Source organism: Sphingomonas sp. Root720 (genome assembly GCF_001428605.1).
Classification (GTDB): Bacteria; Pseudomonadota; Alphaproteobacteria; order Sphingomonadales; family Sphingomonadaceae; genus Rhizorhabdus.
Genome location: NZ_LMID01000001.1, coordinates 718,627 through 741,170, shown reverse-complemented (window position 1 = coordinate 741,170; position 22,544 = coordinate 718,627). Strand labels below are relative to the sequence as shown.

Sequence of the window (22,544 nt, the reverse complement as noted above, 5' to 3'; positions counted from 1 at the left end):
CATGCCCGCGCTGCACGACATACGCTATGTTCGGATCGGTACCGACGACCTCGACACCAGCATCGCCTTCGCGCGCGACATGCTGGGCCTCGAGCTGATGGAACGCGACGCCGACGCCGCCTATCTGCGCGGCGACGATCGCGATCATAATATCTGCTACACGCGTGGTCGCGACAGTGGGCAGGTTACCGGCTGGGAGGTCGCGAGCATGGATGCGCTCGACGCCGCTGCCGCCGAGCTGGAGGCCGGCGGCGTCCGCGTCCGCGCGGGCGGCGCAGCGGAGCGCGAGCAGCGCCGCGTCCATGGCCTGCTCGTCGTCGAGGACCCGTCGGGCAACGTCATCGAGCTGGTGGCGCGTCCCGCCGCCTGCGGGCGTCGCTACTTCCCGTCGCGCGACGCCGGCATCACCTCGTTCAGCCATGTCGGCCTGCACACGCGCGACGCACGGGCCGACGAACGATTCTGGACCGATCATCTGAGCGGCAAGGTCAGCGACTGGATCGGCGACGCGGCGCTGATCCGGATCAACCAGGTCCATCATAATGTCGCACTGTTCCCGTCGACCCGTGCCGGCATCCAGCACGTCAACTTCCAGGTCGAGTCGATCGACGACATCATGCGGTCCAACTATTTCCTGCAGGACCGTAACGTGAAGATCGTGTTCGGTCCCGGCCGGCATCCGACGTCGGGCGCGCGCTTTCTGTATTTCCAGGGGCCCGACGACATCATCTACGAATATTCGACCGGCGTGCGGATGATTACCGCGGAGGACGAGAAGAGCTATGTGCCGCGATCCTTCCCGCGCGAGGGATCGAGCTTCTGCATGTGGGGATCGCGTCCCGACATTCCCGAATTCAGGACCCCCGACACCGGACCGGCTCCCGCGCGTGCAGCCTGATCCCCCCCGCCTGATGCGGCTGGCCGCCCGCGCCATGGCGCGGCATGGGCTTGTCCATGCCTATGGCCATGTCAGCATCCGGACCGGACCGGACCGGTTCCTCGTCAGCCCGGCGCAGCCGCTGGGCACGGTCGCGGCGCGCGCGCCGGGGGTGGAGGTTCCGCTCGACGGCCCCTTGCCCGCCGGCGCCCTTCCCGAGGTTCGCATCCACCGCGAGATCTATCGCAACCGGCCCGAGGTCGGCGGCGTGTGCCGGGTCCAGTCGCCCGCGGTCATGGCGCTCTCAGCACTGCGCGAGACGCCGCGGGTGATGCACGGCCTCGGCGCCTATTTCGCTCCGAAGGCCCCCTTGTGGCCCGGCGTCTCGCTGGTCCGCGACGACGAGCAGGCGGAACGGGTCGCCGCGATGCTGGGCCAGGCGGCGGCGATCGTGTTGTCGGGCAACGGATCGGTGACGGCGGCGGCCAGCCTGGAGGAGGCGGCCTGCCTCGCCTTCTTCCTCGAGGATGCGGCGCGCATCGAACTGGCGCTGCTGCCAGCGCGCGGGGCCGGACCGGCGGCGCGCGAATATAGCGCCGACGAGGCGGCGGCGCGGGCGATCAAGGCCGGCGGGCTGTTCGAGCGCATGTGGCACTATCTATGTTCGGGCGATCCGGAGTGGGAGGAGGAGCAATGACCGAGGCCGAGGTGGAGGCACAGGCGGCGGCGCTGCGCGCCTGCCATGCACAGGGCGCGCCGATGGCGCCGATCCGCCTCGCCTTCCCGCAGGCCACGATCGACGACGCCTATGCGATCCAGGCGCGCAACACCGCGCACTGGCTCGGCGAGGGGCGCCGCGCGGTCGGCGCCAAGATCGGGCTGACCGCCCGGGCGGTGCAGCAGCAGCTCGGGGTCGACCAGCCCGACTTCGGCATGCTGTTCGCCGATATGGCGGTGGAAGATGGCGACGAGGTCGTCGCGGGACGGCTGCTCCAGCCGAAGGTCGAGGCCGAGGTCGCCTTCGTCATGGCCCGGCCGCTCGATATCGGGCGGCTGACCACCGCCGAGCTGATCGACGCGGTCGCCTTCGTGCTGCCCGCGCTGGAGATCGTCGACAGCCGCATCGCCGGCTGGGACATCGGCATCGTCGACACGGTCGCGGACAATGCCTCGTCGGGGCTGTTCGTGCTCGGCACCGAGCCGCACCCGCTCGACGATCTCGACCTGAAGCTGTGCGGCATGGTGCTGGAGAAGAATGGCGAGCAGGTGTCGTTCGGCGCCGGCGCCGCCTGCCTCGGCCATCCGCTGCACGCGCTCGCCTGGCTGGCGCGCACGATGGACCGCGCCGGGCATCCGCTCGGCGAGGGCGACGTCATATTGTCGGGCGCGCTCGGCCCGATGGTCGCGGCGGGCCCGGGCGACCGTTTCGAAGCGCGGATCAACGGTCTCGGCCGGGTCGGCATGCGCTTCGCCGCTGCGGCCTGAACAGGGAAGGGGAAGACGATCATGGTCGAAATCGCCGCGATTGCCGAACGGCTCGACACCGCGATGCTGACCGCCACCGCGACGCCGCAACTGGCCGAGCCGCTGGCGATCGAGGACGCCTATGCCGTCCAGGCGGCGTCGATGGCGCGGCGCTATGCGCGCGGCGAGCGGCGCGCGGGCATCAAGATGGGATTCACCAGCCGCGCGAAGATGGTCCAGATGGGCCTCGACGAGATGATCTGGGGCCGGCTCACCGACGCGATGCTGGTCGAGGATGGCGGGACGATCGACTTCGCCCGCTTCGTCCATCCCCGCGTCGAACCCGAGATCGCCTTCGTCCTGCGCGCGGACCTGCCCGCGACGGTGACCCCGGCCAGCGCGCTGGCGGCGGTCGCGGCGGTGGCGCCCGCGCTGGAGATCATCGACAGCCGCTATCGCGACTTCAAATTCTCGTTGACCGACGTCGTCGCCGACAACAGCTCCTCATCGGCCTTCGTGGTCGGCCGCGGTGTGCCGGTCGGGCTCGACCTGTCGAACCTCGGCATGCTGCTGGAGATCGACGGAATTGCCCGGCAGATCGGTTCGAGCGCGGCGATCCTCGGCGATCCGGTGCGCTCGCTCGTCGCGGCGGCGCGGCTGGCGGCGGGGGCGGGGGAGCCGTTGCGGGCAGGAGACGTCGTGCTGGCGGGCGGCGCCACCGCCGCCGAACATCTCGCTCCCGGCCAGCATGTCCGGCTGCGCGTGCAGTCGATCGGCGCTGTGGAGTTTTCGGTGCGTCGACCATAAGCTCGCGTCACCCACGGCAGGAGACGATATCATTGGCAAAGGACAAGCTGCCCTCGGCGCTTGCACGATTCGATCTGCTGGCGGCGCCGGGGCATCTTCTGCGGCGCAATCACCAGCGTTCGTTCGATATCTTCTCCCGCCATGTCGGCAACGACCTGACCCGCCAGCAATTCGCGCTGATGCTCGCGCTCGGCCAGCGGCCGGGTGCGTCGCAGCGCGATCTGGTCGAGGCGACCGGCATCGACAAGAGCACGCTGAAGGAGATGCTGGGCCGGCTGGTGAAGCGCGGCTGGGTGGAGCGCGAGCGCGACCCGCGCGATTCGCGCGCCTGGACGATGGACCTGACCGCCGAGGGGACGGCGCTGCTGCTCGACAACCTTGCCAGGGTGCAGGATGCCCAGCGCGAGATATTGGCACCGTTGTCCCCTGACGACCAGGCGACGCTGCTACGCCTGCTGAGGATATTGCTGGGTCGCGACGGCGAAGGGGCGGCGGCCTCCGAGGAGGGATGAACCGCCGCCCAGGCCCTCACCAGGCGCGCACCCCGCCGTCCACCGCGATGTCGGTGCCCGTCACATAGGATGCGTCGTCGCTCGCCAGGAAGGCGATCGCGGCGGCGACCTCGGATGGCTGCCCCATGCGGTTCATCATCGCCCGGCCGAGCTGGACCCGGCACCAGTCCGGATCCTCGAGGATGAAGCGGGTCTGGTTGGTCTCGATCGTGCCGGGCGAGACGCTGTTCGCACGAATGCCATGATGGCGGCCTTCCATCGCCAGCTGGCGGGTGATCGACAGGACGCCCCCCTTGGCCGCGCAATGGGCGAGACCGGGCAGCAGTTCGATCCCGGCCCAGGCCGACAGGGAGGCGACGTTGACGATCGCGCCGCCCGCTTTCTTGAGCGCAGGCCAGGCGGCCCGCGTCATCAGGAAGACGAGGTCGAGCTCCTCGTTGAGCGTCTTGCGCCACATCTCGTCGGACATGTCCTCGATCCAGGCGAAATAGGCCATGGCGCCGTTGTTGAGCAGCACGTCGAGCCCGCCGAATCGCTCGACGGCCGCGGCCACCACCCGTTCGCACTGCGCCTTGTCGGTAAGGTCGGCGGGATGGATCGAGATCATCGTGCCGCCGGCCGCCTCCACCTGGCGCAGCGTCTCCTCGGCGCTTTCGGCGATGAGGTCGCAGCCGACGACGTTCGCGCCCTCGGAGGCAAATCGCAGGCAGCTTGCCCGTCCGATGCTCCCGCCCGATCCGGTGACGATGCAGGTCTTTCCGCGCAGTCGTTCGTTCATCATGTCGGTCACTCCGCGAACAGGGGCGCGAGATCGATATAGATCCACAGCCGGTCGAGCCGGCCGTCGGGGCGGCGCCGCAAATGGCTGGCGACCGGCACCGCGACGCTGCGGTCGTCGAGCCGTGTATAGGTCACGATGCTGAGTTGCATTCCGTCGCGGCCGTTAACGATCCGCTGCTGGACCTCATGGCTCATGCCCTTGATGGTCGACCAGAACTGCCGGAAGGCTTCCTCCGCGGCGGGCAGGCCGAGCATCGGCGGCATGTTGGCGATGCGCAGGTCGATATCCTCGCCGAACCAGCCGGTCAGCAACGGCAGGTCCAGCCGGTCGGCGTCGCGGAAGAAGTCGGCCAGCCAGCCTTCGTCCGTGCGTGCGGGCGGCGCGCTCCCGGTCGCGATTCCGTCCATGTCCCCTCCTTGTTTACATGTTGCGATTATCGGCCAAAGTGTATCCTCATTGTGGCGATGGTCGTCAACCCGTCCATGTGGGATATTTGCGAGTTATGCGGTATGTCCTAAGGTCGTTTCGCGATTATGCCTCGTCGCGCAATTCACTATAACTGCATCCACTATTGCGTCGTCGACCAATCCGATTAAGCAAAAGAGGCACCAGGCGAGGCGGGCGAGCCGCCAGGAGGAGGGGGCGATATGGAGAATGAGGGCAGCGATCTCGACCGGCTTTCGGAACACACCCGCGACTGGAGCTGCTATACGACCGAGCCGGCCGAGACGCTGGAGATCGTGAAGGCGGCGCGATCGCGCTGCCCGGTCGCCTACAGCCGCGAGCATGACGGCTTTTACATGCTTCTCGACTATGCCGATGTTCGCAAGGCCATGGCCGATTTCCGGACCTTTTCCTCGGAGCCGCAGGTGCTGCGGCCGATGCTGCCGCGCAAGCCGATCCCGGCACTGGAGATGGATCCGCCGCGCCATTCGGCTTGGCGGGCTATCTTCAACTCGGCGGTCAAGCCCGAGACTCCGGCGGCGATGGCTCCGTTCATCCGGCGGGATATCCGCCACCATATCGACCGCATCCGGACGATGGAACGGTGCGACATCGTCCGCGAGCTGACCGAGCCTGTGCCGGCCGAGACGATCTGTCACCTGATGGGGGTCGACGGCGACAGCGTCCCCGCGATCCGCGACGCGGCGATCGCGATGTTCGATGCGCAGGGCGACCCCGGCGAGTTCGGTCGCCGGCAGGCGGCCTTCGGGGAGTTGACGGTGCGTGAGGTCCACGAACGGCGGGCTCGCCCGCGCGCGGATTTCCTGACGTCGCTGGCGGACGTCGTGGTCGAGGGCCGGCCGCTCGACGACAACGACTATGTCGTGTTGCTCGCCGCCTTCCTGGGGGCCGGACATCACAGCACCACCTCGGCGATGACCAGCCTGATCCGGGAGGTCTTCTCGCGGCCCGAGCTCGTCGACCGGCTGCGCGCCGATCCGGCGATGATCGAGCCGGTGATCGAGGAGACGCTACGCCTGCGCCCGCCCTTCTTCGGCTTTTATCGCCGCGCGAGGAAGGATGCCGAGGTGGCGGGTGTCCCGATCGCGGCTGGGGAGGACGTCTATATGGGCTGGGCAGCCGCCAACCGCGATCCCAGGCAGTTCGAGAATCCCGAGACGTTCGACGCCGACCGGCCGAATTGCCGCCATTTCAGCTTCGGCTTCGGCATCCATATCTGCCCTGGCGCACCGCTGGCGCGGATGGAGCTCAGGGTGTTGCTGGAGGAGTTGCTGGACAGGCTGCCCGCGCTGAGCATCGCCGGCGAGGTGCCGCCCTACAAATTCGGGGGCGGGGACTATGCGACGATCCCGAGCCTGATCGTCGCCCCGAACGGCTGAGCCGAGGGGCGTTCCCTCGGCGCCGCGTCAGGGCTGCGGCGTGCCGGTCTGGATGTACCAGCGCTCTTCCCCCTCGATGCCCAGTGCGGTCAGGCAGCCGCTGGCATAGGCACCGGTGTCGATGCCGATCCGGTTGGGGCGTTCGTCGATCGACGGCGACATCGAATGGCCGTGTACCACCAGCGGGCCGTGGCTGGCGGGATGCGACAGGAACTCGCCGCGGATCCATCGCAGGTCGCTCGATGCCTGGTCGTCGAGCGGGATGCCCGGACGAACCCCGGCATGGACGAAGAAATAATCGCCCGCGCGATAGGCGTTGCGCAACCCGGCCAGCCATTCGAGATGGTCCCTGGGGATCGCCGCCCGGATCATGTCGACGATCCCGGACGTGTCGGCATAGTCGTAATCCTGCGCCGACACGCCGTAGCTGAGCAGCGTTTCGCGTCCGCCCATCTTGTGGAACAGCGCGGCGGCCCGGCGATTGCCCTCGGCCGCGGCGAGCAGCACCTCCTCATGGTTGCCCATCAGGAACACGACCTTGTCGTCGCCCAGGTCCAGCTTCATCATCAGTTCGATCACGCCGCGCGAGTTCGGCCCGCGGTCGATATAGTCGCCGAGGAAGAGGAGGCGCGTGTCGGTGGCGCCACGCTGCTCGTCGTCGCCGTCGATCACGCGGATCAGGGTGTTGAGCACGTCGCAGCAGCCGTGGACGTCGCCGATCGCATACCAGCGCTGACCGTCGGGCGCCGCATGGCGGCGGCGCGTCCAGCGGGGACGCGACAGAAGATCGCGAAGGGCCATCAACTACCTACGGACAATTCCAGCTTATGTTCGCATCCGCCCTAACGGACGATATCGCCGGTGGAAAGACGAAGCATCGGGCGGGCGATGCGCCGGGGTCGGTCGATGTCGAGGGCCGGGCGGGAAGCCGGACCCCGCAGCCGGCTATTTCGCCCCGAAGCCGGTGACGGCGATCTTGACCGTCTTGATGGCGATCAGCACGTCGATCCAGACCGAGAAGTTCCGGATATAATAGAAGTCGTACTGCAACTTGCGATGGATGGCATCGAGATCGGTCACGTGGCCCTGGTTGACCTGCGCCCAGCCAGTGATGCCGGGCCGGACGATGTGCCGGTAGAGGTAGAAGGGAATCTCCGCATCATACCATTGCGACAGCGAAATCGCTTCCGGGCGCGGGCCGATCCAGCTCATCTGACCGGCGAGGATGTTGAAGATCTGCGGCAGTTCGTCGAGCCGGGTGCGGCGCAGCCAGCGGCCCGCGCGGGTGATGCGGTCGTCGGCGACCAGCGTCACCGCGGCGTCGGCGTCGGGTTCTTCGTCGGTCTTCCGCTCGTGCATCGTGCGGAACTTGACGATGCGGAACGGCCGCCCGCCGGCGCCGACCCGCATCTGCCGGAAGAAGGCCGGACCGGGCGAATCGATCCGGATCCAGGCGGCGATCAACAGGAACAGCGGGAACAGGAAGGGCAGGAGGATCAGGGCGGACGACTGGTCCACCGCCCGCTTGGCCTTGCGCCAGGCGAGGTTGGGCATCAGCGAGCCGAAGTTGTTTTCCGACAGATGCTCGATCGAAACCCGGCCGGTCAGCGACTCGAGCACCTGCTTGCTGTGCAGGACGGTGCGGCCCTGGACGGCGGCCTCGGCCAGCATGCGATCCCATTTCGGATCATGGTCCTGCCGGAAGTCGGCGGCGATGAAGGCCGAGGGATCGTCGGGCACCGTCGGCGTCCGCATCCGGATCCATTCGACCTCCGCCGGCAGGGTGAGGCCCTGCAGGTCGAAACCCGGTACTACGTAGAAACGACGCCGGGTGCGCGGCATCAGGTAGATGCTCAGAACGAAAAAGACCGCGATGCTCGCGAGAAAGGCCGAGGCTAGATAGAAGCGGCTATACTCCAGGCGCAGCGCGAAAAGGGCCGCGAGCACCATCCCGAAGGACCCGATGAAGGAGGGAAGGATGTAGCCGAAGGTCCGGGTCCCCGGAAAGGCGGTGACGCGGCGCAGCATGATCATGCCGAGCGCCAGAGCGACCATGGCGCCGACGAAGCTGTTCGAAAAACCCGGAGCGTCGAGCGCGGTCTGGAAATCGCCGTAGCGGCCGTAAGCGGGCAGCAGCACCGCGACGCTGAAGCCGATGAGGAACTGGGCGGGAAGCGCGTTGAGGGCGCTGATCCTCGCTATCCTGACCTGGGGCTCGCGAGTCATGAGCACGATCCGTTCACTCCTTAGCAACGCAGCACGGAAGACATTCCGCGCTTCTGGCTATCGAGCGGCATGGATGCGGTGATCCAGCGCACATCGCGTGCGCCGGACGCTGCTACAGACGGATTCGGTGAATCTGATCGGAGTGCTCCCCCCTGATTGCCGAACGGCAATGAAACCAACTCGCCCTAGCGGCATTTATACCAAGGTTTGGCGCCGATTGGACAGTATAAACCGGTCCCGCGGAGGATTTTTTCGCATTGCATGTGGCCAGGGCTGTGGTTATGACAGGTCCGACCTTTTAAGGAGGCAGTAGTGAAGAGCTTTAGTAAAATTGCATCGTCGCTTGCAGTCGCTGCATTGCTGGCGGCGCCGATCGCTGCCTCGGTTCCCGAAGCGGGCACCACGTTGAGCCGTGCCGCCGTCAAGGCGATTGGTTCGAAGATGCGGGCTGGCATGGTCGTGCGTCTCAACAAGAAAGTCGCGCGCAAGAATAACGTAGAGCTGGCCCAGCTCGAGGGCGCGGCCGGTGCTGGCGCGACCGGCACGGGTGCCGGTGCCGGTGCGGGTGCTGCTGGAGCGGGCGCCGCAGGCGCTGGCGCGGCCGGCGCGGGTGCTGCTGCTGCCGGCGCGGGTGTCGCTGGCGGCCTCGGCGTTGCCGGGGCGGTCGCTGGCGTCGCGGCTGCAGCTGGCGTCGCCACGGCGGCCTCGAGCGGTGGCGGCGACAACAGCCCGTGATCGTGGCGCTGTAATCGGTAAATCGAAAGGGCGGCGTGAGCCGCCCTTTTTATTTTGCGGGTCAGCCTGTGCCGATCCCGGAACGACGTCGTCATCGGCCCGCAGCACGGCGGGGCGGGGACGCGCGTCGCGCGATAGCTCCATTTTTCCCCCATGCATTAATGGCTTGGCTGTGCGGCGAGTCACAGCGTAGGAGTGTCGCGGGGCTATGCGGGTCCCGTACCGAATGGGGATGGCGAGAGGGCGATTCGACCGTCCTTCGCATGGGGGTGACGTCGCGGCCATGGCATTGACCGGTTTCGAGGCGAATTGCGGTAATCGGGCGATCGCATGAGGATTTCGGTTGCAGGTGCACGGCGACCGGATGTCTCCTTCTGGGCGCTGGCCGCGTTGCTGCTTCTCGTCTTCCTGACCGGCGGCGGCTCGCGCTCCGACATCGCTTCGCTGGTCGTGCTAAGGCCTGCCTGCGCGCTCCTGCTGGGATTCGGCCTTTGGGGTTTCACCCGCAGCCACCTGCGGCGCTATCGTTTCGTCCATGGCATGGCGGTTGCGGTCACCGGGCTGGTCCTGCTCCACCTCGTGCCGCTGCCCCCCGCGGTCTGGCGGATGTTTCCGGGACGGGAACTGATCGCGGACATCGACGCCGCCGCCGGGCTTGGCGCGGTGTGGCGGCCGATCAGTCTGGTTCCGACGGCGACCTGGAATGCGCTGTTCGCGCTGATTCCGCCACTCGCCGCCCTGATCCTCGCGACGCGATTGAACGATCATGACCGGTGGCGTATCGCCGTGCTCGTCATCGGTATCGGCCTGCTCAGTGCGCTGGTCGCGGCCCTGCAACTCGGCGGCGATCCCGAAGGCCCCCTCTATCTGTATCGCGTGACCAACCACGGATCGGCGGTCGGGCTGTTCGCCAACCGCAACCATCAGGCCGTCTTCCTGGCCTCGCTGTTTCCGCTGCTGGCGGCGTTCGCATCGTCGGCACGGCCATCGGCGATCGATCCCCGGCTGCGCACCGTCGCCGCGCTGGCGATCGGGGCGTTCCTGCTTCCCCTCCTCCTCGTTACCGGGTCGCGCAACGGCCTGGTCACGATGGTGATCGGACTGGCGAGCATTCCCTTCCTCTACACGATGCCGGGCAGTGCCCGCGGAACCCCTCCCGGCAAGCGGGCGCGCATCGTGCCTGTGGTCGTGGGGCTGGCGATCCTCGCGCTCGTGGTGGCCACGGTCGTGGTGGGGCGCGCGGTGGCGATCGACCGGATCGTCGATCCGACCGCGGCCGAGGGTGTCCGATACCGCGCCTGGGGATCGATGTTCGCGACGGGCATGGCCTATTTTCCGGTGGGCGGAGGCTTCGGTGCGTTCGCGGACCTGTTCAGGATTCACGAACCGCACGGACTGCTCGCGACCTCGCAGTTCGCCCATGCGCACAACGACTGGCTGGAGGTGATGATCACGGGTGGATTGCCCGCGCTTCTTCTCTTGGGCATAGCGGTGATCGCGTTCTTCGCGATGGCGGTACGATGGTGGCGCGCGCGGGGCCGTCGCGGCGGCAATGTTCTGCTCGGAGGTGCGGGCCTGTGGATGGTGGCGATTTTCGGCGTGGCAAGTTTCGGCGACTATCCCTTGCGCGTACCATCCCTGATGTGCCTCTTTTGTGTCATAGTCCTATGGATAAGTTCGCTTGAGCCCGATCGGGCGGCGACAGAAGGGGTTTGAGGGGCTTGTTCTTGTTTCTTCAGCGAAAATCCTCGTCCGGCGGCTCGCGTCCCTGGCGTAAGGGGCCGGTGGCCCTCATGGCCTTGCTGATGCTGGCGAGTTGCGCCAGCACGCCCAAGATCGGCGGCGCGGCTCATCTGCAGGTGCTCGACGCGACCGAAATGCCGCCGCCCGACCGGTCCGACATGGCCGAGGCCGACCGGCCCTATATCGTCGGCCCGTTCGACAAGCTGGCGATCGACGTGTTCGGCATCGACGAACTGTCCAACCGCAAGGTCCAGGTCGATGCCAGCGGTCGCATTTCCTTCCCGCTGGTGGGCGTGCTGAACATCTCCGGCCTGACGCCGGGCGACATCGAAAAGCTGCTGCAACAGAAGCTGGCGGCGAACTATGTCCGCAATCCGCAGGTGACGGTCAATCTCGAGCAGACCGTCAGCCAGGTCGTCACGGTGGAAGGCCAGGTCAAGAAGCCGGGCCTGTTCCCGGTGATCGGCCGGATGACGTTGTTGCGCGCGGTCGCGCTGGCGGGCGGCACGGATGAATTCGCCAAGCTCAACGAGGTGGTCGTCTTCCGGACTGTGAAGGGCGAGCAATATGCGGCGCTCTACAGTCTGAAGGCCATCCGCATCGGCGCCTATGTCGATCCCGACATATATGCCAACGACGTCATCGTGGTCGGCGAATCGAAGGCACGGCGGACCTTCAAGGATATCCTCCAGGTCATGCCGTTGCTCACGACGCCGCTCATCGTTGCCGTGGACCGGCTGTAATGGATCGCGCGATCCTTGTTTGTGGAAGAATTTGATGCGTCAAGCGGCAGAAGTTGCAGGGGGCGGATCGCCGAACTCCCAGACCCCCATGGAGGGGCAGAATCCCCACGCCAATGACAGCTACGCCGTCCCGCCGATCCTCAAGCAGTATTGGCATACGGCGGTCCGCTGGCGCTGGCTGATCGGTGCGGTGATCGCCGGTGCCCTGGCGATCGGCCTGATCATCACGCTTTTGACGCCGTCGAGCTATACCGCGAAGGTACAGATCGAGATCAGCCGCGATCAGAAGAAGGTCACGAACGTGCAGGGGCTGGATTCCGCCACCGCCGATCGCGACCTCGAATTCTACGAAACTCAATATGCGCTGCTTCAGTCCCGCTCGCTGGGGCAGCGGGTCGCGAAACATCTGGGCCTTGCGCGGCGGGACGAGTTCTTCACGGCGCATGGCGTGACCTTGGACAGCGAGAAGTTCGGCGCAAGCGGTCGTTCCAACCTGACCGCGAAGCAGGTGGCCGCCCGCGAGAAGATGGCGTCCCGGTTGCTGCTCAACAATATCGAGGTCGAGCCCGTCCGCCGTTCGCGCCTGGTCAACCTCACCTATACCAGCCGCTCGCCGGGCATCTCGGCGGAGGTCGTCAACGCCTGGTCGACGCAGTTCATCGCCGCCAGCATGGATCGCCAGCTGGCATCCACCGCCGATGCCCGCAGCTTCCTGGAGGAGCGGCTCGCCAACCTGCGGGCGCGGATGGAACAGTCCGAACGCGACGTGGTGAGCTATGCGTCGCGCAACGATATCGTCACGCTCGATACGTCCCGGGGAAGCGACGGCAAGACTCAGGTCCAGCGGACCATGGTCGCAAGCGATCTCGAGGCGCTCAACGCCGCGCTGAACATGGCGCGTGCCGACCGCATCGCGGCCGAGAGCCGTCTTTCCGCCCGTGGCGGCGACGACAATGTCGAGGCGATCACCAATCCGACCATCGCCCAGATTCGGCAGAAGCGCGCGGACATCGCGTCCGAATATGCGAAGATGATCGTGCGTTTCGAGCCTAATTATCCGAGCGCCAAGGCCTTGATGATGCAGATCAAGTCGCTCGACGAGGCGATCGCCCGCGAGACGGCGCGCGTCGGCAACAGCCGTTCGCTCAGCTATCAGGAGGCAGTGAAGCGTGAGAATGACCTGCGCGACCAGGTCGCGGCGCTGAAGGGCCGTCTCGACAAGCAACAGCACGACGCCATCCAGTATAATATCTACCAGCGCGAAGCCGACACCAACCGGCAGCTCTACGATGCGCTGTTGCAGCGCTACAAGGAGATCGGCATCGCCGGCTCGGTCGGCGTCAGCAATATCGTCGTCGTCGATCAGGCCGACGTGCCGTCGGCCCCCTCGGCGCCCAGCCTGCCGAAGAACATGGCGCTGGCGCTGGTCATCGGCCTGGGCATGGCGGTCGTCGCGACGCTCGGACTCGAACAGATCGACGAAGGCGTCAGCCATCCCGGCCAGATCCAGCAACTGTTCCACTTGCCGATGCTTGGCCATGTACCCCTCACCGATGCGAGCGTCGCCGAAGGTATCGAGGACCCGAAATCCTATTTCTCGGAAGCCTATTTCACGATCCGGTCGAATCTCGCCTTCACCACCGATCATGGGCTGCCGCGATCCTTCATCGTCACCAGCACGCAGCCGGCGGAAGGCAAGTCGACGACCTCCTACGCGCTCGCCCGAATCATCGGGCGGACAGGCAAGAGCGTCCTGCTGGTCGACGGCGACATGCGTTCGCCCGACGTCCACCACCTGCTCGGGCTCGACAATGCGGCGGGTCTCAGCAATGCACTGGCCGGCGACGACAACGTCTCGGCGTTGATCCGGACCACCCCGTACAGGGGCGTATCCGTGCTCACCTCCGGGCCGACGCCGCCGAGCGCGGCCGAACTGCTGAGCAGCGATCGCATCCGGCACATCGTCAACGAACTGCAGGGCCTGTACGACCATGTCGTCATCGATGCCCCGCCTATCCTGGGCCTGTCGGATGCGCCGTTGCTCGGTCGCGCGGTCGAGGGCGCGGTGCTGGTGATCCAGGCCGAGGGGGCGGCGGTGCGCGGTATCCGGGCGGCGATCAGCCGTCTGCGCATGGTGAACACCCACATCTTCGGCACGGTGCTGACCAAGCTCAAGGCGAGCGAACTCGCTTATGGCTATGGGTACGGCTATGGTTATGGCTACAGCTATGGCGACAATGCCGAGAACAAGGCCGCCTGAAGGCGCGCGCGGGGTGGATCGACCGATTGTCAGGTCTTGGGGCAAAGCCCTGCTGGGGTTGGGCTCGCTGGGCCTGGCGCTGGCCGCGGGGATCAACGCGACCGCCAATCGGTGGCGTATCGCCGATCCCGATCTTACCCTGCGGTTACGGCCCGACGACGCCCTGTCGCTGACCTTGCGGGAGGATCAGCGACACGCCGATGTGGAGATGAACGCGGCGCGGGCCGACGCCGTGGCGGCGATCGCTCGCCGCGCCCTGCGGTCCGATCCTCTGACGGCGGCGGCGCTGCGACAGATCGCCGTGGCGGAGAGCATGGCTGGTAGGCCCCAGGCGGCCGACCGGTTGCTGGGGCTGTCGCACGACGTCACCCGCCGCGAACTCGGTACCTCCTGGCTGCTCATCGAGGCGGCGCTGGATCGCGGCGATGCGGTTGCCGTGATGCGTCACTTCGACGAAGCGCTGACGACCAGCCTCGTCGCCGGCGAACTGATGTATCCGGCGCTGTCCGCAGCGCTGTTCGACCCGGGCCTGCGTGCGGCGCTGGTACCTTATGTACGAGAGTCGCGCGACTGGGTTCCGGGCCTGATGCGCCATGCCCTGGCCGATGGCGAGGCCGGCAAATATGTCGGCGCGCTCGTCATCGCCGCCGGCGGGCTGCCGCGTTCGCCAATCTATGTCGGGCTCGATTCGAGGATATTGAGCGCGGTCGCCGCCGAGGGAGATTTCCAGCTGGCGGGCGCTTATCTACGCCAGCTTGGTGCCGCTGGCATCGCGACCGACCCCGGCTTCACCGAGACCACGACCGATCCCCGGTTCGGTTCTTTCGCCTGGTCGTTCGTCGACCGGCAGGACCTGAGCGGCCAGCGAGACGATAGCGGCCGCCTCCACGTCCGCGTCTCGACGCCGCGGCCGGGGAGGGTCGCCGTTCGGACGCTGTTGTTGCCGGCGGGACGCTACCGGTTCAGCCAGCAGGTCGAAACGCCGCAGGAGGACGTCATGGCGGCCGCGAAGTGGGAGATGATCTGCCTGCCGAGTACCATGGTCCGCCCGGTCTGGTCGCTCGAACTACCGGTGCGCAGGACATCCTCCCATTATGCCGGCCAGTTCGAGGTTCCGGCCGATTGCGCGGGACAGCAATTGTCCCTCGTCGTCGCGGGCAGTGGCGATCAGGAAGATGCGGAAATAATCGTCGACAGTCTGGAACTGGCCCGCCAGTAATGCCTGGCGGAACGGCACGCCGGCGAGGAGCGACGCCGGCATGATCGAGCGGGCTTATCGTCCTCGCCGGTGATCGCCGGGCGCGCCCAACCCGACCATGTCGATTGCCCGCTCAGGCGGATGCCGTCCCGTTCGTCACGGGGTTCCGAGCGCTTTTTCCACGAGCATGTCGGCGATTTTTCGAGCATTCTCGTCGAGATCGACGCCATATTTGGTTGATCGGCCCCCATAATAGTCGATCAGCCCCGGGCGCGATGCCGCCAGGAACGCCATGACGAACGGAAAAATCTCCCTCGCGTCGTCATATTGCCTGCCGCGGCGCATATAGACCTGTTCGCGAAGGTCGCGGATATTCCGGATCGGAACGACGAGGGGGCAGGCCGAATAGAAGGTCTTCCCGAAGGCGAAAACGGTCTTTCCCATCAGGATTGCTTCGAAACCGGCCGTGCCGGTGATCGTCATCACGCCCTGGGCCTTCTGTATCAACTGGCGTGCAGGAATATGGCTGGGCAGCAGCCGGATGTTCGGGACTTGCGTCAGCCGACGATAGTCGACCGCTTCGCGATAGCCATGATCATGTGGATGGTCCTTTACGTACAGGACAGTGCCGGCAGGAAGCTGGGCGGCGATGTTCTGGATCAGCTTGACCTGGTTCATGTAGAGGCCGTGCCCCTGATAGTAGACGCCGGCCTCCGGCTCCAGCTGGAAGCCGTAGAAATAATAGGGGACAGATGGATCGAAATCGTCGAAGTCGATGCCGGACCGGTAGGCGATGAGGTTCGACAGTTTCTGGCCGGCGACGTTCCGCCGCAGGTCCCAATAGTCGACATTGTCCACATGTCGGTCGAATTTGCGGCGGTTCAGCGCCAGGTGCAGCCTGTTGCGCACCGAGCCGGCGAAAAGCCTCGGCAAGTTCGCATTTCGCGAAATCGAGCTCCCGAGGAAAACCGAAAGGTCCTTTCGATATTCCGCTATGAAGCGGGCGCACCGATCCGCATCGACCGCGATCTCGCCGCTTCCGACCTGCCCGATCGCCCGATCGATGTCGTCGCAGGAAAAGTCGAAGCCGTGCATGGACAGATATTGAAGGCTGCCCGCTTCGGAGGGGACCATGATGTTGTAGAGATACTGGCCGCCATATTTGGCCAGGATGATCGCTGCGATGACGTTGAACAGGAGGGAAGGGGTTTCGTGAATGACGTAGTCGACGCCATTCTCCGCGACGAACCGATCCCAGAAGCGGTAATAGGCTGCAGCCAGCCGCAGGCATTCTTCATTGTCGAGCGAGACGAAGCCGCGGTCGCTCTGGATCGCGCCGTTCAGGGTGAAAGCGCCCTGGGTCTGCTCGATGATCGTGTCGTCGATCTGCTGCAGCAGGCCGGGATCGGGTACCGGCAACTCCCGCCATAACGCGCGCACCTCGTCCTTGAAGTGAACGATCGGTCCTTCGACCCCGCTCCTGCGCAGCAGGTCGACCTCGTGATCCGAATAGGCAAGGTGGATGATCTTCATCCGGTCGCCGAGATGCCGGCCGATGTCGACGTACAGGTTGGTCAGTTCGAGCCGGTGAAAGAGGACGATCGTTTTCAAGGCTGGGCTCATCGGGCGAGAGGATTGGAGGTGGTGCGTCCGGCCGCCAGTCCATGGCGATCGAGCCAGGCCGAGATTTTCGGCTCGAATGCTTCCCGCAGATCGAAGACGCGCGCATTCGCGGCTGCGGGGGAGGCCAGGAAACGGTCCGGAGCATCGAGGGCGTCCAGTGCGACGCTGGTGAGGGCGGCCGAAAAACCCGGCCGGGAAATATCGAGCGCCCGATCTGGCTGGCCCAATTCGGAATAGAGATTGGCGATCTGCGGATAGCAGTTCAGGCCGATCGTCTGCCGACCGAGGCCGATGGGACAGATATTCGCGTGGAAGCGCATGGCGAGGACGGCGTCCGACTGCTCGTAGATACGCAGCGCCCCCAGCGCCGCCCGGTTCCCGCTTCCATAGGGCGCCACGGACAGCCGGGTGCGGCGGAGCCGGTCGCCGAGATGTCCTATCACCTCGGAGATGATCTCCAGGTCGCGGAAGATGTGGGGCACCATGACGATCTCGGCCTCGGGACGGGCCGCCGCGAGGTTTTCCAGCGCATGCGCGAATTCCGCGGCGAAGGCCGACCGGCCGTCCCGATCGTCAAATTGTCCGAAACGGATGTCCGCCATGTCGCTGGCGATGTTGACGGCAAACCGGGGCGGCCTCGGCCCTTCCTCGCGCGGCGTGGGGAGCAGGCGGGCGAGGGCCGGTGCGACGAAGAAGCCGGCGTCCGGAATGGTGTCGATCGCCTCAGCATAGGCCTGGCCGACCCAGCGCGCCAGATTGGCCGATGCGCCATCGTTGCGCACGCTGACGAGATGGTTCGGGCTTGCGAGCAGCGTGTCGAGGAAGGCCCGGAAGCGGGCCAGCGCGGTCTCCGACGCCCCCTGGCCGGGATCGACGCCCAGCGCATTGAAGAAGATCGGGGTCTTGATGCGCGCGAAGGTCGCCGGGTCGATCGCGATCGAGGTGCCGGTCGGCGATGAATCCACCCAAAGCTCGAAGTAGTTTCCGCCGCCGATGACCGCCAGGTCATGCGCATTCACCTGCGCGACGAAATCGTCGTCCCACATCCGCTCCTTCCAGTAGAATTCGCGGATCTCGAGCTGGGTCCAGACGACGGGCCGGTCGACCAGCCTCTCGATCCAGGGGCGGAAGCCCATGTGATTGGCGTTGTCGCCGATATTACCCGAGAAGCTGGCGACGTGCAGAATGCGGAGCGGCGAGATGTTCGGCATCAAGCGACCTGATGCCGAAGCTTCCAGTCATTCCCTTCCCTCTCCCAGAGATGGGGGGAACGGAAGCGGTCGACGGTCTCCCAGAACTCGGCATCGGTCATGCCAACATATTCAAGGAATTGGGGATAATATTTCGACGGGAATTCCTGATCATATTTTCGGACGAGGTGAACGGCTTCCTCGCGGGTGATCTTGCCGTTCCGGACTTCCTGAGCCGCATCATAGGTGGCGCGGCCGATGCCGAACTTTATCAGCGTCGTGTAGTAATGGAACATGTCGATCTTGTCGTCGATGCTCGAATATTTCGAATAGGTACCGGGCGTACGTTCGGAATTCGCCTGAAAACCCGTATTTTCCACGGCATAATAATAGCATTCCTGCGGATCCCACCGCAGATAATATCCAAGATAATGGACGACGACGTTCTGCTTGGCCAGATAGTCCGCGCTGGGCGGGATGTAGGGCGTGAAATCGTTGATCGTGTATCCGTGATCCTTGATGATATCGGCGATGGTGACTCCGCCGAGCCTCATCGCGTAGGGATCCTGGGTGGTGAAGAACTTGGTGTCCATCGTCGGGACGTAATTGTCGTCGACGTTATTGCCATATTCGGCCTGGTTCTCGCCATACATGACCAGCTCGATCCCGAACTTCGCGGCCATGAGCGGACCGATGATCCGCTGGCCCACGATGAAGGGCTGGAACGGGTGGAGGAGATTCTTGAAGGCGAGGCTCGTCAGGAGGCGGTGAAGTTTGCCGTTCGGCGTGAAGAGGATGTTGTCGTGGCCGCCGACATGGCACCAGGCCTCGAAATTCTTCCAGCCGATGTCGGTATAAAGGTGCGGAGCCCAGGTGACGGTGAGGGGATTCATCCCATAGCGATATTTCAGGATGTGCGAGGTGAAGGCGCTGTCCTTGCCGCCGCTGCCGGGGACCACGACGTCATAGCCACCGTCGGTCCGGCGATAGCGGTCGAGCATCGCGACGAGCTGATCCTCGCGCTTCTTCCAGTCGATCGTGCCGGCCTTGACGTCCTGATATCTGCAGGCGTCGCAGATTCCGTCGTCGCTGAAGCCGATGGTCGCCTTCTTCTCATCGGATTTGTGCTTGAACTCGACCGTCGAACTGGGCCGTTGGTTCGAGATCACGCATTTTCGACAGAAGACGACATTGGCGGGAAGTCCGAAGAAGGGCTCGGGCTGGGCGGACGACATCAGGGGTTTCTCCGAACGGCTAAGCAACGAAATGGCTGAGGATGCGCAGGCCATCCGCCCCGCTCTTTTCGGGATGGAACTGCGTACCCACGATATTGTCCTGGGCGACGACGGCGGCGAAGTCGATCCCCTGATAGCGTGCGGTGGCGGCTGTTGCGGGGGAGGCGGCCGGCGCGCAGTAGGAATGCACGAAATAGAAGCGGGCTGCGGCGGGCATGTCGGCCAGCAGGCGCCGTGCGAGACCTGCCGGCGGCAGGGTCAGGTCGAGCGGGAGCCAGTTGACGTTGGGCAGCCGCCGCTTCTCGCCATCCGCCGAAGTGGCGCCTATCCGATCCACCGCGGAAGGCAGCAGGCCCAGGCCCTGCGTTGTCCCGAACTCGCTCGAGCTTTCGAGTAGGAGCTGCATGCCGAGGCAGATGCCCAGCAACGGGGTTCCCAATTCGGCGCGATCACGGATGAATCCATCGAGGCCCCGTTGCTTCAGGGCATCCATGCCGTGGGCAAAGGCTCCGACTCCCGGAAGGATGAGGCGATCGCAGCCGAGGAGCTCGGCGGGGCTCGCGGACAGGATATGCCTTGCTCCGACGGCGCGCAGCGCGTTGGCGATGCTGCGCAGGTTCCCCACGCCATAATCGATGATGCCGACGACGCTCATGAGGCCGGAACGTCCCTGTGCATGAGCCTGGCAACCTCCGACAGGAGCTGATCTACCGAGGCTTCGCGATAGTGGAGCGCGGAGGCGAAGGCGATCGCGCTGGGATCGGTCCGGTCGAACAATGCGTCGAGATGGGCGGGGGCGCCATAACCGCCGCTGACGATGATCGGCCGCGAGGTGGCGCCGTGGACGGCTTCGATCAGCGCGACGTCGAAACCGCGTTTGGTGCCCTCCTGGTCGATCGAGGTGATCAGCAGCTCGCCGATCCCGGCGTCCTCGAGTCTGCGCGCCCAGTCCATCACGTCGAGGCCCGTCGGCTCCCGGCCGTTGTCGATATAGGCTTCCCAGCCCTGCGCGGTCCGCTTCGCCTCGATCGATCCGATGATGCACTGCGAACCGAAGCGGGTGGCGATATCCGTGACCAGCTGGATGTTGCGGACGGCGCCGGTGTTGATCACGACCTTGTCGGCGCCCGCGTCGAGCGCCTTGGCCACGTCCCCGAGCGAACGAAGACCGCCGCCGATGGCGATCGGGACGAAGACATTCTCGCAGGCGCGCTCGATGATGTGGAACAGGTTGTTGCGATCATAGAGGCTGGCGACGGCGTCCATGAACATGATTTCCTGGATACCGGCGTCATAATAGGCCTTCGCCATCTCGACGGGCTCGCCGACTTTCCGGAGGCCCTCGAGATGTATCCCCTTGATCACCCATTCATTCTTGACGTCGATTCTGGCGACGACTCTCATCCGATCTTCTATCCCCACTGGTGCGATCCGTGCGGATCAAGGCTAGCGGACCCCGGAATCCGTCGCTCCATTTGCGCGCATCAGGTTTTCCATCAACACGAAATCCGACAGGATGTCGATATCTCCCGAACGTTCCGCCGGCATCTCGAACGCGCCGATTTCCGGCATCGCCAGCCCTCCGTAGCGCCGGAAGGCGGGCACCGAGATCACGTATATCGCCCCGTTCGGCCGATAGACCGCCGGGAGCTTCTGGCGGTTGGTGAAGCAATATTCCGGATGGGAGACCGCGACGAACTTGCCGTCCTCGATATAGCCATATTTCAGAATGGAGGATTCGGCCCGGGTCACCGACATGGTGAGGTCGAAGCCGCCATGCCGATGGAGCTCGACGGCCGCGCGGATGTCGGCATCGCTGCGTAGCGGGGATGTCGCCTGAAGCAGCACGACAATGTCGGTCGCATCGGCAAGCATATCGATCGCATGGGCAATGACGGGGGCCATCGGGGTGTCGTCGGCGGCAAGGTCCTCAGGGCGCTTCACGATCCGGCACCGTTCCGGAAGATCCCCCGACGACAGGATTTCGGGAATGTCGGTGGATATCACGCACCCGTCCAGCGTGCGAAGGGCCTGGTCGACGGCATGACGATAAAGAGGCTTGCCGAGAAGCGGCCTGACGTTCTTGCCGGGCAGGCCCTTAGAGCCGGCCCGCACGGGTATGATCCCGATCATGACAGGCCGACCGTCGCGTCGTCATCGAGCGGATCCTCGTGGAAATATTTCTGCAGGGGACGCGACCAGAAGCCCTCGTCCAGGAGAAGCTTCAGGAATTTTTCCCGCGATTGCCCTGCGCCGAAGGCGAGATGGCTTTCGAAGCGCTTGCCCCAATTGTCGTCCACGAAGCTGCCGATCGCATCGCGATCCAACGCCGAAGCCTTGAAGATGGAAGGGGCGGTTGCCCGGTTGGTCTGGCGGGTGCCGAGGTCGAGAGACGGGACGCCGAGAAAGGGCGCCTCGCGCACCCCCAGGCTCGAATTGCCGATCATCACCTTGGCATTCTTCAGGAGTTCCGAAAAATAGTGGAAGCGCAGTGACGGAAGAACGCGGAAGCGGGCGGCCGGCAATCGCCTGATCTCTTGCAGGATATCCTCCGAGCCGGGATCGTTGTTCGGCAGGATGACGACGAAATACCGGTTCGTCTCGGCGAGGGACGAAAAAAGCGAGGCGGCCTGTGCCCCCAAGGTCGCGACCTCCGACGTCACGGGATGGAAGATGCATATGCCGTAGTCGATGCTCGCTATCTCGTACCGTTCGATCACCTCCGTGATCGCCACGCCGGAGGGCTGGGCGTGGATGTCGATCTCGGGGGATCCGATCACCTCCACCGATCCGGCGTCCTCGCCCAAGCGGATGACGCGCTGCTTCGCCTGCTCGGAGCTGACGAGGTGGACGGCGGACAGCTTGGTGTTGCAGTGCCGGAACATCTCGTCGATGGTGCCCGACACTTCTCCGCCCTCGACATGCGCGCACAGCACATAGTTCATCGCGCAGACCAGCGCGCAGGCGAGCGCTTCCACGCGATCGCCGTGGATGATCACCAGATCGGGCTTCGCTTCCTTGAGGAAGTCGGAGAAACCGATCACGGTCTTGGCGAGGATGATGTCCTGCGGATCCCCCTGCCGCTGGTTGATATATTCGACGACGTCGAACAGGCCGCTGCGATGGACTTCCGTCTTGGTGAGGCCGTATTGTTCCATCATGTGCATGCCCGTGACGAAGAACGTCACGCCGAAGCCGTTTTCGCGGGCGGCGATGGCCAGGGGCTCGAGCTTGCCGAAATCGGCCCGCGTGCCGGTGACGAAAATGATCTTCTTGCTCACTCGGATGCCCTGTGCTGCGCTGACG

General features: G+C 65.3%; 22 protein-coding genes. 11 read left to right on the top strand and 11 right to left on the bottom strand.

Going from position 1 to position 22,544, the window contains the following annotated elements; genetic code table 11:
• Position 1: 1 nt before the first annotated feature.
• From ASE22_RS03380 to ASE22_RS03360, 5 genes are read left to right on the top strand one after another with little or no spacing between them, the layout of a single operon-like run.
• Complete coding sequence (locus tag ASE22_RS03380; protein WP_056354939.1) at positions 2-898, top strand: VOC family protein; 897 nt, start codon at positions 2-4, stop codon at positions 896-898.
• A complete protein-coding gene (locus ASE22_RS03375) occupies positions 888-1,574 on the top strand; it encodes a class II aldolase/adducin family protein (RefSeq protein ID WP_200933240.1) in 687 nt (228 codons plus the stop codon). Before ASE22_RS03380 ends, ASE22_RS03375 begins: the two co-directional genes overlap by 11 nt.
• Positions 1,571-2,362, top strand: coding sequence for a 2-keto-4-pentenoate hydratase (locus ASE22_RS03370; RefSeq protein ID WP_056354933.1), 792 nt, complete (start codon positions 1,571-1,573; stop codon positions 2,360-2,362). The genes ASE22_RS03375 and ASE22_RS03370 overlap by 4 nt, the downstream gene beginning before the upstream one ends.
• A 21-nt stretch (positions 2,363-2,383) precedes the next feature.
• The gene (locus tag ASE22_RS03365) at positions 2,384-3,148 is read left to right on the top strand and encodes a 2-keto-4-pentenoate hydratase (RefSeq protein WP_056354930.1); all 765 of its coding nucleotides are present in this window, start codon (positions 2,384-2,386) and stop codon (positions 3,146-3,148) included.
• A 32-nt stretch (positions 3,149-3,180) separates the two neighbouring features.
• On the top strand, positions 3,181-3,660 hold the full coding sequence (locus tag ASE22_RS03360) for a MarR family winged helix-turn-helix transcriptional regulator (RefSeq protein WP_056354927.1): 480 nt from the start codon (positions 3,181-3,183) through the stop codon (positions 3,658-3,660).
• A 16-nt stretch (positions 3,661-3,676) separates the two neighbouring features.
• Here ASE22_RS03360 and ASE22_RS03355 read toward each other — a convergent pair whose 3' ends face one another.
• Positions 3,677-4,441 (bottom strand): SDR family NAD(P)-dependent oxidoreductase, encoded by a 765-nt coding sequence (locus tag ASE22_RS03355; RefSeq protein ID WP_235536514.1) that lies wholly within the window; start codon positions 4,439-4,441, stop codon positions 3,677-3,679.
• Positions 4,442-4,446: 5 nt separating this feature from the next.
• On the bottom strand, positions 4,447-4,848 hold the full coding sequence (locus tag ASE22_RS03350) for a nuclear transport factor 2 family protein (protein ID WP_056354921.1): 402 nt from the start codon (positions 4,846-4,848) through the stop codon (positions 4,447-4,449).
• Between the two features lie 240 nt (positions 4,849-5,088).
• Here ASE22_RS03350 and ASE22_RS03345 point away from each other — a divergent pair, with 240 nt between their 5' ends.
• Complete coding sequence (locus tag ASE22_RS03345; protein ID WP_056354916.1) at positions 5,089-6,285, top strand: cytochrome P450; 1,197 nt, start codon at positions 5,089-5,091, stop codon at positions 6,283-6,285.
• 27 nt (positions 6,286-6,312) lie between these two features.
• On the opposite strand, the gene ASE22_RS03340 is transcribed toward ASE22_RS03345, so the two are convergent.
• Both ASE22_RS03340 and ASE22_RS03335 read right to left on the bottom strand, forming a co-directional pair.
• Positions 6,313-7,086, bottom strand: a complete 774-nt coding sequence (locus ASE22_RS03340; RefSeq protein WP_056354913.1) for a metallophosphoesterase family protein — start codon at positions 7,084-7,086, stop codon at positions 6,313-6,315.
• A 144-nt stretch (positions 7,087-7,230) separates the two neighbouring features.
• On the bottom strand, positions 7,231-8,511 hold the full coding sequence (locus ASE22_RS03335; RefSeq protein ID WP_056354909.1) for a sugar transferase: 1,281 nt from the start codon (positions 8,509-8,511) through the stop codon (positions 7,231-7,233).
• Positions 8,512-8,823: 312 nt separating this feature from the next.
• On the opposite strand from ASE22_RS03335, the gene ASE22_RS03330 reads away from it, so the two are divergent.
• From ASE22_RS03330 to ASE22_RS03310, 5 genes are all read left to right on the top strand, one after another.
• Positions 8,824-9,246, top strand: coding sequence for a hypothetical protein (locus tag ASE22_RS03330; RefSeq protein ID WP_156397369.1), 423 nt, complete (start codon positions 8,824-8,826; stop codon positions 9,244-9,246).
• Positions 9,247-9,576: 330 nt separating this feature from the next.
• Entirely contained in the window at positions 9,577-10,962 is a 1,386-nt protein-coding gene (locus tag ASE22_RS03325) for an O-antigen ligase family protein (RefSeq protein WP_056354904.1), read from the top strand.
• 77 nt (positions 10,963-11,039) lie between these two features.
• A complete protein-coding gene (locus tag ASE22_RS03320) occupies positions 11,040-11,732 on the top strand; it encodes a polysaccharide biosynthesis/export family protein (RefSeq protein WP_235536529.1) in 693 nt (230 codons plus the stop codon).
• Between the two features lie 88 nt (positions 11,733-11,820).
• Positions 11,821-13,992: a GumC family protein gene (locus ASE22_RS03315; protein WP_056354900.1), complete on the top strand. Its 2,172-nt coding sequence runs from the start codon at positions 11,821-11,823 to the stop codon at positions 13,990-13,992.
• Between the two features lie 13 nt (positions 13,993-14,005).
• Positions 14,006-15,211: a hypothetical protein gene (locus tag ASE22_RS03310; RefSeq protein WP_056354897.1), complete on the top strand. Its 1,206-nt coding sequence runs from the start codon at positions 14,006-14,008 to the stop codon at positions 15,209-15,211.
• Positions 15,212-15,346: 135 nt separating this feature from the next.
• Here the strand turns inward: ASE22_RS03310 and ASE22_RS03305 are convergent, their stop codons facing one another.
• From ASE22_RS03305 to neuC, 7 genes are read right to left on the bottom strand one after another with little or no spacing between them, the layout of a single operon-like run.
• A complete protein-coding gene (locus ASE22_RS03305) occupies positions 15,347-16,801 on the bottom strand; it encodes a capsular polysaccharide export protein, LipB/KpsS family (RefSeq protein WP_056354895.1) in 1,455 nt (484 codons plus the stop codon).
• A gap of 8 nt (positions 16,802-16,809) precedes the next feature.
• Positions 16,810-18,024, bottom strand: a complete 1,215-nt coding sequence (locus ASE22_RS03300; protein ID WP_056354892.1) for a polysaccharide pyruvyl transferase family protein — start codon at positions 18,022-18,024, stop codon at positions 16,810-16,812.
• Positions 18,024-19,238, bottom strand: coding sequence for an N-acetyl sugar amidotransferase (locus ASE22_RS03295; protein WP_056354890.1), 1,215 nt, complete (start codon positions 19,236-19,238; stop codon positions 18,024-18,026). Before ASE22_RS03295 ends, ASE22_RS03300 begins: the two co-directional genes overlap by 1 nt.
• Positions 19,239-19,257: 19 nt before the next feature.
• A complete protein-coding gene (gene hisH, locus ASE22_RS03290; RefSeq protein ID WP_056354887.1) occupies positions 19,258-19,893 on the bottom strand; it encodes an imidazole glycerol phosphate synthase subunit HisH in 636 nt (211 codons plus the stop codon).
• Positions 19,890-20,642 carry an imidazole glycerol phosphate synthase subunit HisF gene (gene hisF / locus ASE22_RS03285; RefSeq protein ID WP_056354884.1) on the bottom strand — a complete coding sequence of 251 codons (753 nt, stop codon included), beginning with the start codon at positions 20,640-20,642 and terminating at the stop codon, positions 19,890-19,892. The genes hisH and hisF overlap by 4 nt, the downstream gene beginning before the upstream one ends.
• 42 nt (positions 20,643-20,684) lie before the next feature.
• On the bottom strand, positions 20,685-21,371 hold the full coding sequence (locus tag ASE22_RS03280) for an acylneuraminate cytidylyltransferase family protein (protein ID WP_056354882.1): 687 nt from the start codon (positions 21,369-21,371) through the stop codon (positions 20,685-20,687).
• Positions 21,368-22,519: a UDP-N-acetylglucosamine 2-epimerase gene (gene neuC, locus ASE22_RS03275; RefSeq protein WP_056354880.1), complete on the bottom strand. Its 1,152-nt coding sequence runs from the start codon at positions 22,517-22,519 to the stop codon at positions 21,368-21,370. Before neuC ends, ASE22_RS03280 begins: the two co-directional genes overlap by 4 nt.
• Positions 22,520-22,544: the final 25 nt, after the last annotated feature.

Bases quoted from the DNA above. Each gene is read 5' to 3' on its own strand.
- ASE22_RS03380 (WP_056354939.1), top strand. From the start codon at position 2: ATGCCCGCGCTGCACGACATACGCTATGTTCGGATCGGTACCGACGAC.
- ASE22_RS03370 (WP_056354933.1), top strand. From the start codon at position 1,571: ATGACCGAGGCCGAGGTGGAGGCACAGGCGGCGGCGCTGCGCGCCTGC.
- ASE22_RS03365 (WP_056354930.1), top strand. From the start codon at position 2,384: ATGGTCGAAATCGCCGCGATTGCCGAACGGCTCGACACCGCGATGCTG.
- ASE22_RS03355 (WP_235536514.1), bottom strand. From the start codon at position 4,441: ATGATGAACGAACGACTGCGCGGAAAGACCTGCATCGTCACCGGATCG.
- ASE22_RS03350 (WP_056354921.1), bottom strand. From the start codon at position 4,848: ATGGACGGAATCGCGACCGGGAGCGCGCCGCCCGCACGCACGGACGAA.
- ASE22_RS03345 (WP_056354916.1), top strand. From the start codon at position 5,089: ATGGAGAATGAGGGCAGCGATCTCGACCGGCTTTCGGAACACACCCGC.
- ASE22_RS03340 (WP_056354913.1), bottom strand. From the start codon at position 7,086: ATGGCCCTTCGCGATCTTCTGTCGCGTCCCCGCTGGACGCGCCGCCGC.
- ASE22_RS03335 (WP_056354909.1), bottom strand. From the start codon at position 8,511: ATGACTCGCGAGCCCCAGGTCAGGATAGCGAGGATCAGCGCCCTCAAC.
- ASE22_RS03325 (WP_056354904.1), top strand. From the start codon at position 9,577: ATGAGGATTTCGGTTGCAGGTGCACGGCGACCGGATGTCTCCTTCTGG.
- ASE22_RS03320 (WP_235536529.1), top strand. From the start codon at position 11,040: ATGGCCTTGCTGATGCTGGCGAGTTGCGCCAGCACGCCCAAGATCGGC.
- ASE22_RS03315 (WP_056354900.1), top strand. From the start codon at position 11,821: ATGGAGGGGCAGAATCCCCACGCCAATGACAGCTACGCCGTCCCGCCG.
- ASE22_RS03300 (WP_056354892.1), bottom strand. From the start codon at position 18,024: ATGCCGAACATCTCGCCGCTCCGCATTCTGCACGTCGCCAGCTTCTCG.
- ASE22_RS03295 (WP_056354890.1), bottom strand. From the start codon at position 19,238: ATGTCGTCCGCCCAGCCCGAGCCCTTCTTCGGACTTCCCGCCAATGTC.
- hisH (WP_056354887.1), bottom strand. From the start codon at position 19,893: ATGAGCGTCGTCGGCATCATCGATTATGGCGTGGGGAACCTGCGCAGC.
- hisF (WP_056354884.1), bottom strand. From the start codon at position 20,642: ATGAGAGTCGTCGCCAGAATCGACGTCAAGAATGAATGGGTGATCAAG.
- ASE22_RS03280 (WP_056354882.1), bottom strand. From the start codon at position 21,371: ATGATCGGGATCATACCCGTGCGGGCCGGCTCTAAGGGCCTGCCCGGC.